Origin of the sequence: Rummeliibacillus stabekisii (genome assembly GCF_007988965.1) — a bacterium.
Taxonomy (GTDB): Bacteria; Bacillota; Bacilli; order Bacillales_A; family Planococcaceae; genus Rummeliibacillus; species Rummeliibacillus stabekisii.
Genome location: NZ_BJVD01000001.1, coordinates 805,301 through 821,739, shown reverse-complemented (window position 1 = coordinate 821,739; position 16,439 = coordinate 805,301). Strand labels below are relative to the sequence as shown.

General features: G+C 41.3%; 13 protein-coding genes and 1 other annotated feature. All 13 genes read left to right on the top strand.

The window, feature by feature from the left end:
• Window position 1: 1 nt before the first annotated feature.
• Window positions 2–219: a binding site (T-box leader), on the top strand.
• A gap of 59 nt (window positions 220–278) precedes the next feature.
• Entirely contained in the window at window positions 279–3,050 is a 2,772-nt protein-coding gene (gene ileS, locus RST01_RS04125; RefSeq protein WP_147194246.1) for an isoleucine--tRNA ligase, read from the top strand.
• Between the two features lie 169 nt (window positions 3,051–3,219).
• Window positions 3,220–3,696 (top strand): signal peptidase II, encoded by a 477-nt coding sequence (gene lspA / locus RST01_RS04120; protein WP_066785246.1) that lies wholly within the window; start codon window positions 3,220–3,222, stop codon window positions 3,694–3,696.
• Complete coding sequence (locus tag RST01_RS04115; RefSeq protein WP_147194244.1) at window positions 3,696–4,607, top strand: RluA family pseudouridine synthase; 912 nt, start codon at window positions 3,696–3,698, stop codon at window positions 4,605–4,607. The genes lspA and RST01_RS04115 overlap by 1 nt, the downstream gene beginning before the upstream one ends.
• Window positions 4,608–4,818: 211 nt before the next feature.
• Window positions 4,819–5,358, top strand: coding sequence for a bifunctional pyr operon transcriptional regulator/uracil phosphoribosyltransferase PyrR (pyrR, locus tag RST01_RS04110; protein ID WP_066785252.1), 540 nt, complete (start codon window positions 4,819–4,821; stop codon window positions 5,356–5,358).
• 33 nt (window positions 5,359–5,391) lie between these two features.
• Window positions 5,392–6,732 (top strand): uracil-xanthine permease family protein, encoded by a 1,341-nt coding sequence (locus RST01_RS04105; RefSeq protein WP_147194242.1) that lies wholly within the window; start codon window positions 5,392–5,394, stop codon window positions 6,730–6,732.
• A 163-nt stretch (window positions 6,733–6,895) separates the two neighbouring features.
• A complete protein-coding gene (locus tag RST01_RS04100) occupies window positions 6,896–7,816 on the top strand; it encodes an aspartate carbamoyltransferase catalytic subunit (RefSeq protein ID WP_147194240.1) in 921 nt (306 codons plus the stop codon).
• Window positions 7,779–9,059, top strand: coding sequence for a dihydroorotase (pyrC, locus tag RST01_RS04095; protein WP_147194238.1), 1,281 nt, complete (start codon window positions 7,779–7,781; stop codon window positions 9,057–9,059). Before RST01_RS04100 ends, pyrC begins: the two co-directional genes overlap by 38 nt.
• Entirely contained in the window at window positions 9,053–10,156 is a 1,104-nt protein-coding gene (locus RST01_RS04090) for a carbamoyl phosphate synthase small subunit (RefSeq protein ID WP_147194237.1), read from the top strand. Before pyrC ends, RST01_RS04090 begins: the two co-directional genes overlap by 7 nt.
• Window positions 10,149–13,352 carry a carbamoyl-phosphate synthase large subunit gene (gene carB, locus RST01_RS04085; RefSeq protein ID WP_147194235.1) on the top strand — a complete coding sequence of 1,068 codons (3,204 nt, stop codon included), beginning with the start codon at window positions 10,149–10,151 and terminating at the stop codon, window positions 13,350–13,352. The genes RST01_RS04090 and carB overlap by 8 nt, the downstream gene beginning before the upstream one ends.
• Window positions 13,349–14,125 carry a dihydroorotate dehydrogenase electron transfer subunit gene (locus RST01_RS04080; protein ID WP_147194233.1) on the top strand — a complete coding sequence of 259 codons (777 nt, stop codon included), beginning with the start codon at window positions 13,349–13,351 and terminating at the stop codon, window positions 14,123–14,125. Before carB ends, RST01_RS04080 begins: the two co-directional genes overlap by 4 nt.
• Window positions 14,122–15,033, top strand: a complete 912-nt coding sequence (locus RST01_RS04075; RefSeq protein ID WP_147194230.1) for a dihydroorotate dehydrogenase — start codon at window positions 14,122–14,124, stop codon at window positions 15,031–15,033. The genes RST01_RS04080 and RST01_RS04075 overlap by 4 nt, the downstream gene beginning before the upstream one ends.
• Complete coding sequence (pyrF, locus tag RST01_RS04070; RefSeq protein ID WP_147194228.1) at window positions 15,034–15,741, top strand: orotidine-5'-phosphate decarboxylase; 708 nt, start codon at window positions 15,034–15,036, stop codon at window positions 15,739–15,741.
• 7 nt (window positions 15,742–15,748) lie between these two features.
• Window positions 15,749–16,378: an orotate phosphoribosyltransferase gene (gene pyrE, locus RST01_RS04065; protein ID WP_147195089.1), complete on the top strand. Its 630-nt coding sequence runs from the start codon at window positions 15,749–15,751 to the stop codon at window positions 16,376–16,378.
• The last annotated feature ends 61 nt before the right edge of the window (window positions 16,379–16,439 follow it).

The window sequence follows — 16,439 nt, the reverse complement described above, 5'->3', positions numbered from 1 at the left end:
TATAAAAGTAATGATGGAGAGAGTACTTTATAAGTGCCGTCTAGCGATTTAGGGATAGTGGAAGCCTAAACGAAACGCTTATAAAAGAAAATCACTCCTGAACTAGATTGTTGAAAGGGAAGTAGGCAATCTCGTCAACACCGCGTTAAGGTGTCTTAAGCGGCGCTTTTACAGCGCAACTAGGGTGGTACCGCGAGAAATCTCCTCCTCGTCCCTTTTTGGGATGAGGAGTTTTTTTATTTTAAAAATGAGTTTCAAGTAGTCAAGGAGGAATAAAAATGGATTATAAAAATACCCTGTTAATGCCAAAAACAGATTTCCCTATGCGCGGAAATCTACCAAACAATGAGCCGAAAATTCAAGATAAGTGGAAGGATATGGACATCTATACAAAAGTTCTAGAACGTACGAAGGATCGCCCAGCATTCATCTTGCATGACGGCCCTCCTTATGCAAATGGTGATATTCATATGGGCCATGCGCTCAATAAAGTATTAAAAGACATGGTAAATCGCCATCGTTCTATGACTGGGCACTATTCACCATACGTACCGGGCTGGGATACTCACGGACTTCCAATTGAGCAAGCTTTAACAAATAAAGGCGTTGACCGCAAGAAAATGACTGTAGCGGAATTCCGTGAACTTTGTAAAGAGTATGCATACGAACAAGTAGAACGCCAACGTGAACAATTTAAACGCATTGGAGTTCGCGGTGATTGGGAAAACCCATATATCACTTTGAAACCGGAATTCGAAGCGCGTCAAATTGGCGTGTTTGGCGATATGGCTAAAAAAGGCTATATCTATAAAGGATTAAAACCAGTGTATTGGTCTCCTTCAAGTGAATCTGCTTTAGCAGAAGCAGAAATCGAATATAAAGATATTAAATCTCCTTCTATTTATGTTGCTTTTGATGTTTTAGATGGAAAAGGTGTAGTAAATGCAGGGGAAAAATTCATTATTTGGACGACAACACCTTGGACGATTCCTGCGAACCTTGGTATTTCTGTAAATCCTGAATATACGTATGTAGTTGTAAAAGAGAATGGTCAAAAATACATTATTGCGAAAGGATTGCTTGAAGCGGTAGCTGAGAAGCTAGGCTGGGAAAATCCTGAAATCGATCGTGAAATCAAAGGGACGGACCTTGAAAATGTAACGGCGAAACATCCTCTATTTGATCGTGAATCACTTGTTATGCTGGGCGACCATGTAACGCTTGATGCTGGTACTGGTTGTGTTCATACAGCACCTGGCCATGGTGAAGATGACTATCAAGTCGGTAAGCGTTACGGACTGGAAACTTTATCAGTTGTAGATCATAAAGGCTGCTTAACAGAAGATGCGGGCGAGTTTGCTGGTATGTTTTACGATAAAGCCAACAAACCGATCTGCGAAAAATTGGATGAGGCTGGCGCGTTATTGAATCTTACATTCTTTGAACACTCATATCCGCACGATTGGCGTACAAAAAAACCTGTTATTTTCCGTGCTACACCACAATGGTTTGCATCTATTGATAAATTCCGTCCAGAGTTGCTTCAAGCTATCCGTGACACGAATTTTACGCCGGTATGGGGTGAAACTCGCCTGTACAACATGATTCGCGACCGCGGAGACTGGTGTATTTCACGTCAGCGTGCATGGGGCGTGCCAATTCCAGTCTTCTATGCAGAGAACGGGGAAGAAATTATCACTGAAGAAACCATCTCACACGTACAAAAATTATTCCGTGAGCATGGCTCAAATATTTGGTTCCAAAAAACAGCGAAAGAATTGCTACCAGAAGGATTCACGCATGAGGGATCGCCAAATGGAGAATTCACGAAAGAGACAGACATTATGGATGTATGGTTCGACTCTGGTTCATCTCACCAAGGTGTATTAGTTGAACGACCTGAACTACGTTATCCTGCAGATTTGTATTTAGAAGGCTCTGACCAATATCGCGGTTGGTTTAACTCTTCTCTTATCACTTCTGTAGCTATCAATGGCCATGCGCCGTACAAAGGATTGCTTTCACACGGCTTTGTACTTGATGGAGATGGAAGAAAAATGAGTAAATCGCTTGGCAATATCATTGCGCCAAGTAAAGTGATGAACCAATACGGAGCAGATATTTTACGTCTATGGGTAGCTTCTGTTGACTATACAGCAGACGTGCGTATTTCGATGGATATGCTGAAACAAGTGTCAGAAGTATATCGTAAAATCCGTAATACATTAAAGTTCTTACACGGTAATTTACACGACTTTAATCCAGAACAAGACTATGTATCGTATGAAAATTTACGTGAAGTCGATCAATATATGTACATGGAGCTACAAAAGCTGATTCAAACAGTACGTGATGCATACGATCGTTATGAATTTGCGACTGTTTATAAAGCAATCAACAACTTTGTAGCAGCAGAGCTAAGTTCATTCTATTTGGATATTGCAAAGGATGTTGTATATATCGAGGGTGCAGATGCTCAGCCTCGCCGTGCAATGCAATCCGTGATGTATGATACATTAAATGCGTTATTGAAATTATTAACGCCAATCATTCCGCATACAACAGATGAAATGTGGTCTTATCTAAGCTATGCAGATGCTGAAAGCGTCCAATTGACAGATATGCCTGATGCTGTTCAAAAAGAGAATTTCGAACAACTATCAGAAAAATGGACTTCTATTATGGCGATTCGAAACACAGTATTAAAAGCATTAGAAGAAGCTCGTAATGCGAAAACAATCGGGAAATCATTAGAAGCAAAAGTAACAGTCTTCGGTGATGTACAAACAGTTACTCTTTTACAGGATCCACAAATTAATTTTGCTCAGTTGAACATTGTATCAGAATTTGTTGTAGGCGGTGTTGTTGAAAACGCACCTGCAGATGCAGTGAAAGTTGAAAATGTTGCTGTTGTAGTCGAAAAAGCAGAAGGTGAAAAATGTGAACGCTGCTGGACGATTTCAAAAACAGTCGGTGAAAATCCTGCTCATCCAACACTTTGCTCACATTGTGCAGATGTAGTGGAGAATTACTATAGCGAAGCTGAATAATAGCAGTAAACAAAAAGCCGTTCACGAAATGTGAGCGGCTTTTTGCATTTAATCATTGTCATGAATCAAGCAATATAAGGATTTTTGACTTGAATGTATGGTGTGTTTTTCTCTTGCGTCTATTATATGATAGAATAGGTTAGATTCGGCAGTAAACGGAGGGTTTGCCATGTACAAATATTATGGTATAGCGATTTTGGTCATTATACTTGATCAGTTGTCAAAATGGAGCATTGTGGAGAATATGAAATATGGAGAGAGCATCTCGCTAATAGATCCTTATTTTGGGCTATACTCCCATCGTAATCGCGGAGCAGCATGGGGAATGCTGCAAGGACAATTTTGGTTATTTGCATTAGTCACCATTATTGTGATTTTGGGCATCATTTATTATTATCACAAAGAAGGAAAGGGAAAACCACTGTTCCAAGTGAGTTTGATGTTGCTGCTGGGCGGAGCAATTGGCAATTTTATTGACCGAGTATTCCGAGGAGAAGTAGTCGATTTCGTACATGTGATCATCCCAGTGATTAATTATGATTTCCCTATATTTAATATTGCAGATGCAGCGTTAACATTTGGTGTTATTATGCTCATACTATATATAATCTTCGAAGGAAAAATAGAAAAGAAAAAGGTGAAGTAATGTCAGTCACATATACGATAACAAATGAAATGCAAGGTGAACGTATTGATAAAGCCCTTGCATCAATTCAACAAGATTGGTCACGTACTCAAATTCAAGGTTTTGTACAAGAGGGCCTGGTAGTTGTAAACGGAAGTCCCATCAAAGCCAAATATAAAGTCCAGGAGGGTGACGAAATCACAGTAACACCGCCTGAACCTGAACCTTTAGAAATTATCGCAGAAGATCTTAATTTAGACATTGTTTATGAAGATAGTGATGTGCTAGTAGTTAACAAACCAAAAGGTATGGTCGTCCACCCTGCACCAGGACATACGACAGGGACTTTGGTGAATGGTCTGATGTACCATTGCAAAGATCTTTCAGGCATAAATGGTGTGATGCGCCCAGGAATCGTACATCGAATTGATAAAGATACGTCTGGCTTATTGATGGTGGCCAAAAATGATAAGGCGCATGAATCACTTGTTCAACAATTGGTTGATAAAACAGTAACGCGCCGATATACTGCGCTTGTACATGGACATATTCCTCATGATAAAGGTACGATTGACGCACCAATTGGACGAGATCAAAAAGACCGCCAAAAGATGGCAGTTGTCGATCAAGGAAAACACGCAGTTACACACTTCCAAGTAGCTGATCGATTTGGTGTTGACTATACGTTAATCCAATGCCGACTTGAAACTGGAAGAACACATCAAATTCGTGTGCATTTGAATTATATTGGTTACCCGTTAGTAGGCGATCCAAAATACGGACCAAAGAAAACGATTGATTTCGGCGGACAAGCGTTGCATGCAGGCATTTTAGGTTTTATTCATCCCATAACAAAAGAGTATATGGAATTCCAAGCACCGCTGCCTGAGGATTATCAAGAACTCTTGAAAGAATTAAAAAGCAACTATTGACATCGTCAATGTGAGGGCATATACTAATTGCAGTGAAAAGTTAATATTCACCTTTAAGAACAGTCCAGAGAGGCTGAAAAGGGATGCGATGAATGTGAAGTTCGTATGCAGTAACTGCTTACTTGACAATCTATCAGTATACCTATAACCTCTTGGGCCATTCGCTCAAGAGTTTTTTTATGCAAAGAATTTCAACGAAAGGAGAACCATAATGAAGAAAAAAGCAGAACTATTAGATCAAGCTGCAATGAATAGGGCGATTACCCGTATTGCACATGAAATTATTGAACGCAATGAAGGGATCGATGAATGTATCCTTGTTGGAATTAAAACGAGAGGCGCATTTTTGGCCAAACGATTAGCTGAAAAAATTAACTTAATTGAGAAAAAAGAAATTCGTTCTGGTGAATTAGACATTTCCTTATATCGCGATGATCTAACAGTTAAAACAGACAATGGCGAAGCCTTAGTGAAAGACGTTGACATAACGTATGATGTATCAAATCAAAAAGTCATCTTAGTAGATGATGTTCTATATACAGGGCGTACAGTACGAGCAGCAATGGATGCCGTGATGGATATTGGCAGACCATCACAAATCCAATTGGCGGTTTTAGTAGACCGCGGCCATAGAGAATTGCCGATACGAGCAGACTTCGTAGGTAAAAATATTCCTACGGCTAGCAATGAAAGAATTGAAGTCAACATGGTAGAAGCTGATCAAACAGACGTAGTAGCTATTTACGAATAACAGTAGTTTTCTTAGAATGTGAGGAATATTGAGATGTCAAATGCAGTATTGGATATTAACGACAAACCTTCGGGAGGACAGTTAGTTACACTTAGTTTGCAGCATATGTTTGCAATGTTTGGTTCAACTATCCTTGTCCCAACATTAACAGGCTTGTCACCAGCCATCGCTTTATTAACAAGTGGAATAGCAACAATTATATTCTTGCTTGTAACACGCTTTAAAGTACCGGCTTATCTAGGATCATCATTTGCCTTTATAGCGCCGATCCAAGTAGCATCAGCAACAGGAGACGGACCGGGTAGTGCGATGATCGGTGCAATGGCGGTAGGGCTTGTATATGGGATTGTATCCTTATTAATTTGGAAAACAGGATACAAGTGGATTATGAAATTATTGCCGCCTATCGTAGTAGCGCCTGTCATCATGGTCATTGGTTTAGGGCTTGCAGGAACTGCTGTCCATATGACGATGTACGAAACAGTGGGAGACAACAAAGAAGTGTATAGCGCAGCTTACTTTGTTATCGGTTTGATCACGCTAGCTATTTCAATCCTATGCAATAACTTCTTTAAAGGTGTTATTAGCACTATGCCGATACTTATCGGATTGATTGGCGGTTATATTGCTTCACTGATCTCAGATGCGGTGTTTAATACCCACCTCATTAACTTTAGTAAGGTAGTAGAAGCAAAATGGTTTAAAACGCCAGACTTCCTGATACCTGGAGTTGATTATGAATTCCATGTCACATCTACATTGCTGCTGGCAATGGTGCCGATTGTCATTGTGACAATCTCCGAACATATCGGGCATCAGCTTGTTTTAGGAAAAGTAGTTCACCGCAATTTTATTAAAGACCCTGGTTTAAACCGGTCCTTGCTTGGTGATGGACTAGGCACACTCATCAGTTCATTGATTGGTGGTCCACCTAAAACGACTTATGGTGAAAATATCGGTGTCCTTGTATTAACACGTATCTTCAGCGTATGGGTGATTGGTGGTGCGGCAGTATTCGCCATCCTCCTTTCATTCTCAGGTAAACTAATGGCACTTGTTGGTACGATTCCTACTCCAGTTCTTGGTGGTGTATCAATCCTGCTCTTCGGGATTATTGCTTCAAGCGGTTTGCGCATGCTTGTAGAGAATAAGATTGATTTTGATGATAAGCGTAATCTTGTGATTGCATCTGTCATCTTAATCTTAGGAATTGGCGGAGCAAAGCTAGCATTTACCAAAACGTTTTCCATTGAAGGCATGGCTCTTGCAGCAATCATTGGTGTTCTTCTAAACTTTATACTACCAGGTAAAGCTCAGCCAGATCTTGAGATGGAAAAAGAAGAGATGGAAATGAAAGAAAATTCAATTGAATAATTTGTAGCAGTACCTTTTAAGGGTTGTCCAGAGAGGCACAGAAGGGTGATTCGATACGATAAGCATGCATAAAGTATACAAGCTTATTTTGTCATATCCTTCAAAAGCCTCCTTGAAATTCCAAGGAGGCTTTTAGTTTAATACAAAACTAGGAGGCAAAATGATGAAAAACTTATTATCGATGGAGCAAGTATCAATACAACAAATTGAGGATATTTTAACACGAGCAGCTGAGCTTGAGGCAGGAGCCAAACCACAGCTTGCACAGAATGCAATGGTTGCCAACCTCTTCTTTGAACCAAGTACAAGAACAAAGGTAAGTTTTGAAATTGCCGAGCGCAAACTAGGTGCCACAGTGATACCTTTTGAATCAGGTTTCTCAAGCACACTGAAAGGTGAAACGCTTTACGATACAGTGAAAACATTAGAATCTATGGGAATCGACGCAGTTGTCATTCGCCATAACCAAGATGCTTACTATGAAGACCTGTTGCCGGGAATTAATATACCAATCATCAATGGTGGAGACGGAACCGGACAACATCCATCACAATCTCTACTCGATCTCTATACTATCTTTAAAGAGTTTGGCCGATTCAAGGGCTTAAATATCACAATAGTAGGAGACATCTCACATAGCCGCGTAGCAAAATCCAATATGATTTCACTTAAAAGATTAGGCGCAAACGTACAATTAGTTTGCCCAGAACAATGGCAAGGAGAATTCCCAGAGGCGAATAATGAATGGGGCGATCTTCATAAAACAAGTGATGTGATTATGCTGCTACGTGTCCAAAACGAACGAAATGTTACATATGAAGGATACAGCACTGAAAACTATCATCAACAATACGGCTTGACAGTAGAAAGGGAAAGTATGATGAAAAACAATGCGATTATTATGCACCCTGCTCCTTTCAACCGCGGAGTAGAAATTGATTCCGACCTAGTAGAGTGTGAACGTTCACGAATTTTCGAAGCGGTAAATAACGGAGTTTACATTCGAATGGCAATCTTAGAAACTATCTTAAAGGAGAGAAAATACAATGACAGTGTTACTTCAAAATTTGCAGTTAGTAGATAAGAACGGAAATCTTTATGCAGGGGAAATATTCGTTGAGGATGGGAAGATTGCAGCAGTCGGCGAGAAATTAAATGTGCAGGCAGATGAAATAATAGATGGGAAAGGATATATGGCATCACCTGGTTTTGTGGATGTCCACGTACATTTGAGAGAACCAGGCTTCGAACATAAGGAAACCATTGAAACAGGTTCTCTTTCAGCCGCAAAGGGTGGGTTTACGACCATTTGTGCGATGCCAAATACCAAGCCAGTTCCGGACTCAGTTGAGAATTTAGCGTTGATTAATGGATTAATTGAGCAGAGCGCGATCGTGCGTGTTCTGCCTTATGGTTCATTAACTGTTGATCAATCGGGTGATGCTCGCACAGATTTAAAGGCGCTGAAGGCACACGGAGCTGTTGCTTTTTCAGATGATGGAGTAGGCATACAAGAAGCGAGAACGATGTATGAACAAATGAAGGATGCAGCTGCTCTCAATATGACTGTAGTTGCACATTGTGAAGATAACTCATTAATTTATGATGGAGTAATGCATGAAGGTAAACGCAATTTAGAATTAGGATTGCCTGGTATTCCTTCTATTTGCGAGTCTGTCCAAATTGCACGAGATGTATTGCTTGCTGAGGCTGCAGGCGCGCATTACCATGTATGCCATGTATCCACAAAAGAATCTGTACGCGTAGTGCGGGATGCCAAAGCAGCAGGAATCCACGTAACAGCGGAAGTTTGCCCGCATCACCTACTTTTAGAAGAGATGGATATTCCAAGCGATGATGCTAACTGGAAGATGAATCCGCCACTTCGTGCTAACGAGGATTGGCTGGCTCTACATGAAGGACTACTAGACGGCACCATCGATTGTATAGCAACGGACCATGCGCCTCATACAAAAGAAGAAAAATGTTGTGGCATGGTAGGAGCTCCATTTGGAATTGTGGGCTTCGAAACAGCATTTCCTCTTTTATACACACAATTTGTGAAAACAGGAAAATGGACATTGCGCCAGTTGATTGACTGGATGACCGTAAAACCAGCTCGACTATTCAACTTGCCATATGGCACACTTGGAATCGGTGAATCAGCGGATCTAGTCTTAATTGATATCGAAAATGAGAAAACAATCGATGCAGAAGAGTTTCTGTCTAAAGGAAGAAACACCCCGTTTAACGGCTGGAAAGCAACAGGCTGGCCAATGCTTACAATGTGTGAAGGCAAAATTGTTTGGGAGGATGGATCATGCTAAAAAGAAAACTGATCTTAGAATCGGGCGAAGTTTTTGAAGGCATTGCTTTCGGCAGTGAAACAGAATCAGCTGGTGAAGTCGTGTTTACAACAGGAATGACCGGCTACCAAGAAACGATTTCAGATCCATCTTTTTGCGGACAGATTGTGACCATGACTTACCCTTTAATTGGCAACTACGGGATTAATCGAGATGACTTTGAAGCCATCTCGCCTGCAATCAAAGGTTTTGTTATCCACGAATTGGCAACAGTACCTTCAAACTTTCGCAATGAAGGAACATTGGATGAATACCTAAAAATGAAAGGCATTCCAGGTATCCAAGGGATTGATACAAGAAAACTGACACGCCTGATTCGTAAGGAAGGTGCTGTCAAAGGCTATCTTTCAAAAGCTGGAGAAGAAATCAATCTAGAGGAAATAATAGAATGGCTTAACGCTGTAAAGTTTCCAACGAATCAAGTTGCACAAGTTTCAACACAAAAGGCGTATCCATCTCCTGGTCGCGGTAAACGTGTCGTGTTAATCGATTTTGGAATGAAGCACGGGATACTGCGAGAGCTAAATAAGCGAGATTGTGATGTGATAGTTGTACCTTATAACACAAGTGCAGAAGAAATAATGACCTGTCAGCCAGATGGAATCATGCTGTCTAATGGTCCTGGAGACCCAATGGATGTTCCTGAAGCTATCGAGACGATCAAAGTACTAATCGGTAAGGTACCAATGTTCGGTATTTGCTTGGGCCATCAGCTTTTCGGACTTGCCTCTGGAGCTAAGTCATTTAAGTTGAAATTTGGTCATCGAGGTGCAAATCATCCTGTCAAAGATTTAAGGACGGGACGGACAGAACTTACATCGCAAAACCATGGATTCGCAATTGATATGGATTCACTTCAAGACACAGACTTAGAAGTAACGCATATCGCATTAAATGACGGCACATGCGAAGGGATGCGCCACAAAAAACACCCAGTATTCACCGTGCAATATCATCCAGAAGCTTCACCTGGTCCAGAAGATCCCAACCACCTGTTTGACGAATTTATCGAGCTAATGAACAACAGTACGAGAGAGGAGCAATTGCAACATGCCTAAACGCCATGACATTCAATCCATCCTAGTAATCGGTTCAGGTCCTATTATTATCGGTCAAGCTGCAGAATTTGACTATGCAGGTACACAAGCTTGCTTGGCATTAAAAGAAGAGGGGTATAAAGTAATCCTCATCAACTCCAACCCGGCAACAATAATGACGGATACAGAGATTGCTGACACTGTTTACATCGAACCTATTTCGTTAGAGTTCGTATCACGCATCCTGCGTAAAGAACGTCCAGATGCAATTCTGCCGACGCTTGGTGGGCAGACCGGTTTGAATATGGCAATTGAATTGCATAAGTCAGGCATATTAGATGAACTTAGCATAGAAATTTTAGGGACAAAGTTAGACGCAATCAACCAAGCGGAAGACCGCGATCTATTTCGCAGTCTTATGCAAGAGCTTGGTGTTCCAACGCCCGAATCAGAAATCGTACATACATTAGAAGAAGCTAACACATTTGCCAGCCGTATAGGTTATCCCATTATTGTTCGCCCCGCCTTTACATTAGGTGGTACAGGCGGCGGCATCTGCCATGATGAGCAGGAATTGAAAGAAACTGTAGCGTCAGGCCTAAAATATTCACCTGTTACACAGTGCCTGCTTGAAAAATCGATTGCAGGATACAAAGAAATTGAATATGAAGTGATGCGTGATTCAAAGGACAATGCCATCGTTGTTTGCAACATGGAAAATGTGGATCCTGTCGGCATACATACAGGAGATTCAATCGTTGTAGCACCTTCCCAAACATTATCGGACCGTGAGTACCATATGCTCCGAAATGTATCGCTGAAAATTATCCGTGCACTCGGTATTGAAGGTGGTTGCAATGTTCAGTTAGCACTAGATCCATACAGTTTCAATTACTACATTATCGAGGTTAATCCTCGAGTTTCTAGATCATCAGCTCTTGCTTCTAAAGCAACAGGATATCCTATTGCAAAACTGGCAGCAAAAATTGCAGTTGGATTAACTCTCGATGAGATGATTAATCCTGTGACAGGTAGAACATATGCGTGCTTTGAGCCAGCACTAGATTATATCGTGGCAAAAATTCCGCGCTTTCCTTTCGATAAATTTGAAACAGCTAAGCGAAACTTAGGGACTCAAATGAAAGCAACTGGAGAAGTTATGGCAATTGGTCGCACCTTTGAAGAAGCCATTTTAAAAGCTGTGCGCTCATTGGAGACAGGCCAAAAACATATAGAGTTAAAAAATGCAGATGATTTAACGGGTGAACTGATCGAAAAGCGGATAACAAAAGCAGGAGACGAGCGGTTATTCTTTATAGGTGAAGCTTTAAGACGTGGCATAACAATCGAGCAAATTCATGATTGGAGCAAGATCGATCTTTTCTTCCTTCATAAATTGAAAAATATCATTGACTATGAAAAAGTGATAAAAGATAACCCACAAAATGATGAAGTGCTCAAAAAAGCTAAAACAATAGGTTTTGCAGATGAAATAATCGCAAGGCTCTGGGGCATGACAGAGAGAGAAGTATATGATTACCGAAAAGAAAACCGTATCCTACCAGTCTATAAGATGGTAGATACGTGCGCGGCAGAGTTCGAATCAGAAACACCCTACTTCTATGGGACATACGGTTCTGAGAATGAATCAATACGGTCAATCCGTGAATCTGTCATCGTACTCGGTTCAGGACCCATCCGCATTGGACAGGGTGTGGAATTCGATTATGCAACTGTGCACTCGGTGTGGGCTATACAAGAAGCAGGATATGAAGCAATCATTATAAATTCAAACCCGGAAACCGTATCAACAGACTTTTCGGTCTCAGATAAACTATACTTTGAGCCGCTAACGATTGAGGATGTCATGCACATTATTGATCTAGAACAGCCACTAGGGGTGGTAGTCCAATTTGGGGGCCAAACGGCAATTAATCTGGCAGAGCAATTAGAAGAGAGAGGCGTGAAGATACTAGGTACCACACTCGATTCGATTGACAGAGCAGAATCACGAGACCGTTTTGAGGAAGCACTGCATGAATTAGGAATTCCTCAACCGAAAGGGAAAACAGCAACAAATTCGCATGAGGCTGTAGCCATTGCAGAGGAAATAGGGTACCCAGTCCTTGTGCGTCCATCTTATGTGCTTGGTGGTAGAGCGATGGAAATAGTGTACAACAGCAAAGAACTAAAGCATTATATGGAAAATGCTGTTGAAGCTTCACCAGAACATCCTGTATTGATTGATAGATATCTGACGGGAAGCGAGATTGAAGTAGACGCCATTTGTGACGGAGAAAACGTGCTCATTCCAGGCATCATGGAACATATTGAACGTGCTGGAGTGCATTCAGGAGATTCGATTGCCGTTTATCCGCCGCAAAACTTAGCCCAAAAGCATATTGATACATTAGTAGATTACACGACACGTTTAGCAAAAGGTTTGGGGATCAAAGGCTTAATGAATATCCAATATGTCATTTCTAAAGATGTGGTCTATGTAATTGAAGTTAACCCACGTGCATCAAGAACAGTTCCTTTCTTGAGCAAGATTACAAATATCCCTATGGCCAATGTTGCGACAAAAGCAATCCTAGGAGAGTCGATTATTGAACAAGGTTATAAAGCAGGGCTTGCACCTTTTAAAATTGGTGTGTTTGTAAAAGTGCCGGTGTTTAGCTTTGCAAAACTTCGTCGTGTCGATACCACATTAGGACCTGAAATGAAATCTACAGGCGAGGTAATGGGGAAAGACAGCACATTAGAAAAAGCGTTATATAAAGGCTTTGTAGCAGCAGGAATGAAAATGGCCGATCATGGTTCCGTCTTGATGACTGTGGCGGATAAAGATAAAGCAGAGGCGGTAGAACTGGCTGAACGATTTATGAAAGTAGGTTACTCAATCCTTGCCACACCAGGGACAGCAAAGACGCTGGAAAGTGCAGGGATTCAATCAACCGTTGTGGATAAAATCGGATCAAGCGAGAAAACGTTGCTTCATGTCATCCAAAATGGAGAGGCTCAGTTAGTCATTAATACACTGACAAAAGGAAAACAGCCTGAGCGAGACGGTTTTAGAATACGCCGTGAAGCAGTAGAAAATGGTATACCTAGCTTCACATCACTAGATACAGCAGCAGCTATTCTCCAAGTCATAGAATCTATGACTTTTACAGCAACAGCAATGCCAAAAGCAGAGTTAGAGGTGTCCTTATGATTCAACAAGAAAAAATGAAAGTCATTCATCATCGATCTATAGCAACAAATATTTACGAGCTGGTCTTGCATGGCCAGCTTGTAAATGAAATGAAAAACCCTGGACAATTTGTGCATATTCGAGTGTCAGATAGTTATGAACCTCTGCTCAGAAGGCCAATTAGCATCTGTTCAATAGACCAAGAAAACTTAGAATGTACATTGCTATATCGTGCAGGAGGAAGAGGAACGCAGCTGCTCTCTTTAAAGCAGCCAGGCGATATGGTGGACGTACTAGGACCATTAGGAAATGGATTCCCACTAGATGCCAGCAACTCTGGTGAAACGGCATTATTAATCGGGGGAGGTATCGGTGTGCCACCGCTCTATGAATTGGCATCTAGATTACAGCAAAAAGGGGTACGCACGATCCATGTCCTTGGTTTCCAGTCAATCGGTGATGTTTTTTATGAAGAACAATTTAAGGCTCTTGGTGAAACACATATTGTTACTGCGGATGGAAGCTACGGCTCAAAAGGGTTTGTAACAGATTTATTAATGCAAGAGAAACCTGAATTTGACGTTTTCTACAGTTGCGGCCCTACGCCAATGCTAAAAGCAATTGAACAAACGTATCCTGATAAATTAGGATTTCTATCTTTCGAAGAGCGTATGGGATGTGGAATTGGTGCTTGCTATGCCTGCGTGTGCGAAACAACTGACGCTGTGTCGCAAGATTATTTAAAAGTATGCAGCGATGGGCCCGTTTTTAAGAGAGGAGTTGTAGCACTATGAACCGCCTTCAAATAGAACTTCCAGGTTTATCATTGAAAAACCCGATCATTCCAGCTTCCGGGTGCTTTGGCTTTGGCCAAGAGTTTGCGAATTTATACGATTTATCAACATTAGGTGCAATTATGATTAAAGCGACGACGCTGGAGACTAGAAGAGGAAATCCTACGCCGCGTGTAGCTGAAACATCATCAGGTATGCTGAATGCTATTGGTCTTCAAAACCCTGGGTTAGAGCATGTGATGGAGCATGAACTTCCATGGCTTGAACAATTTGATGTGCCCATTATTGCGAATGTTGCTGGCACAGAAATGACCGATTATGTAGCGGTTGCAGAAAGAATATCAACCGCCAACAATGTGAAGGCGCTTGAACTAAATATCTCTTGTCCCAATGTAAAATGTGGAGGTATTCAATTCGGCACTGATGCCAAAATAGCAGGTGAGTTGACTGCAGCGGTAAAGGCTGTTTCTGAAGTCCCTGTTTATGTTAAGCTTTCACCTAATGTCACGAATATAGTTGAGATTGCCAAAGAAGTAGAGGCAAGTGGGGCAGATGGAATTACAATGATTAATACACTAGTTGGCATGCGCCTAAACCCTTCAACTGGCAAGCCTATTATTGCAAATGGTACAGGTGGACTTTCGGGCCCAGCCGTGAAGCCTGTGGCGATTCGAATGGTTTATGAAGTCAGTAAAGAAATATCGATTCCGATTATTGGCATGGGTGGCGTAACAAACGCTGAGGATGTTATTGATTTTCTATCAGCCGGAGCGAGTGCTGTCGGAGTAGGAACAGCAAACTTTGTGGACCCATTTGTTTGTCCAAAAATAATCGAAGAGCTTCCTCAAAAACTAGATGAGATAGGATACAGCAAACTAACAGATTTGATTGGAAGGAGCCATCGTTAAATGACAGATAAGCCTATTATTGCCTTAGACTTCCCAGGGGAAGAAGACGTTTTTGCCTTTTTAGAACAATATAATGAACCTCTATACGTAAAAATAGGTCTAGAACTTTTTTTACAAGAAGGTAGTTCAATCATAAAAAAAATAAAAGATTTAGGACATGAAATTTTCCTAGATTTAAAATTGCACGATATACCAAACACAGTTAAATCAGCTATGCGCGGGTTAGCAAGATTAGGTGTTGATATGGTAAATGTACATGCTGCAGGCGGTAGTGAGATGATGAAAGCAGCACTTGGGGGGTTGCAAGAAGGAACTCCAGAGGGAAAAAAGAGACCTCTACTAATCGCTGTTACACAACTTACTTCTACAACGGAAGAAGAAATGCAAAAAGAGCAAAAGATCATGACAACGCTTGAGGAATCAGTGTTGAATTATGCACTTCTAACAAAAGATGCAGGCCTTGATGGTGTTGTTTGCTCTGTTTTGGAAGCAAAGGCAATCGAAGAAGCTTGCGGCAAGGAATTTTTAAAAGTCACACCTGGTATTCGTTTAGAAGGCGGCGAAGCGCATGACCAGAAACGGATTGCCACACCAGCAGTTGCAAGAGAAAAAGGCTCGACACATATTGTCGTAGGCAGAGCGATTACGCAAAGTGTGGATTCAGTAGAAAGCTATCATACGGTTTTAGAGCAATGGGGAGGACAATAATATGACAATGACAATTCAAAAAGAAGTAGCGCAAGGTATGTTGAAGGCAGGGGCTGTTTCCATCAATCCAACCAACCTTTTTACATGGGCATCTGGAATTAAATCACCAATCTATTGTGATACGCGTCTAACCATCTCTTATCCAAACGTACGAAAGACCATTGCTAAGGGACTGGCACAGTTAATTCAGGAAAACTTCCCAGTGGCAGAAGTGGTTGCGGGGACCGCCACAGCAGGCATTCCACACGCTGCATGGGTAAGTGATCTTCTAGATTTGCCGATGGTCTATGTTCGATCGAAGCCAAAAGGGCACGGACAAGGCAATCAAACTGAAGGGAAACTACATAGAGGACAAAAAGTAGTTGTTGTGGAAGATATTATTTCTACTGGTGGTTCAAGCATTAATGCAGTAGAAGCACTTCGACGTGAAGGGGCAGAAGTCATAGGGGTTGTGTCTGTGTATTCATACATGTTGAACCGAGCAGATGAGAATTTCACAGAAGCAGGCGTACCGTACAAAAGCCTGACTAACTTTGAAACATTAGTCGAAACAGCGAAAGAGAACCAGGAAATCCAACCCTCTGATATTCCAGGACTGCTTCAATGGCATGCTGATTTAAAAGAAGGAAAGCTTTAATAGAACTAGCAATAGAAATATTGTAGTAGGCTTATGCAGACTGTAGACAAATTTAAATTTT

What these genes read in the sequence shown, in the direction of transcription:
- pyrF (WP_147194228.1), top strand. Translation starts at nt 15,034, where the DNA reads ATGACAGATAAGCCTATTATTGCCTTAGACTTCCCAGGGGAAGAAGAC.
- pyrR (WP_066785252.1), top strand. Translation starts at nt 4,819, where the DNA reads ATGAAGAAAAAAGCAGAACTATTAGATCAAGCTGCAATGAATAGGGCG.
- RST01_RS04100 (WP_147194240.1), top strand. Translation starts at nt 6,896, where the DNA reads ATGAAAAACTTATTATCGATGGAGCAAGTATCAATACAACAAATTGAG.
- lspA (WP_066785246.1), top strand. Translation starts at nt 3,220, where the DNA reads ATGTACAAATATTATGGTATAGCGATTTTGGTCATTATACTTGATCAG.
- RST01_RS04105 (WP_147194242.1), top strand. Translation starts at nt 5,392, where the DNA reads ATGTCAAATGCAGTATTGGATATTAACGACAAACCTTCGGGAGGACAG.
- RST01_RS04075 (WP_147194230.1), top strand. Translation starts at nt 14,122, where the DNA reads ATGAACCGCCTTCAAATAGAACTTCCAGGTTTATCATTGAAAAACCCG.
- RST01_RS04115 (WP_147194244.1), top strand. Translation starts at nt 3,696, where the DNA reads ATGTCAGTCACATATACGATAACAAATGAAATGCAAGGTGAACGTATT.
- RST01_RS04090 (WP_147194237.1), top strand. Translation starts at nt 9,053, where the DNA reads ATGCTAAAAAGAAAACTGATCTTAGAATCGGGCGAAGTTTTTGAAGGC.
- RST01_RS04080 (WP_147194233.1), top strand. Translation starts at nt 13,349, where the DNA reads ATGATTCAACAAGAAAAAATGAAAGTCATTCATCATCGATCTATAGCA.
- carB (WP_147194235.1), top strand. Translation starts at nt 10,149, where the DNA reads ATGCCTAAACGCCATGACATTCAATCCATCCTAGTAATCGGTTCAGGT.
- ileS (WP_147194246.1), top strand. Translation starts at nt 279, where the DNA reads ATGGATTATAAAAATACCCTGTTAATGCCAAAAACAGATTTCCCTATG.
- pyrE (WP_147195089.1), top strand. Translation starts at nt 15,749, where the DNA reads ATGACAATTCAAAAAGAAGTAGCGCAAGGTATGTTGAAGGCAGGGGCT.
- pyrC (WP_147194238.1), top strand. Translation starts at nt 7,779, where the DNA reads ATGACAGTGTTACTTCAAAATTTGCAGTTAGTAGATAAGAACGGAAAT.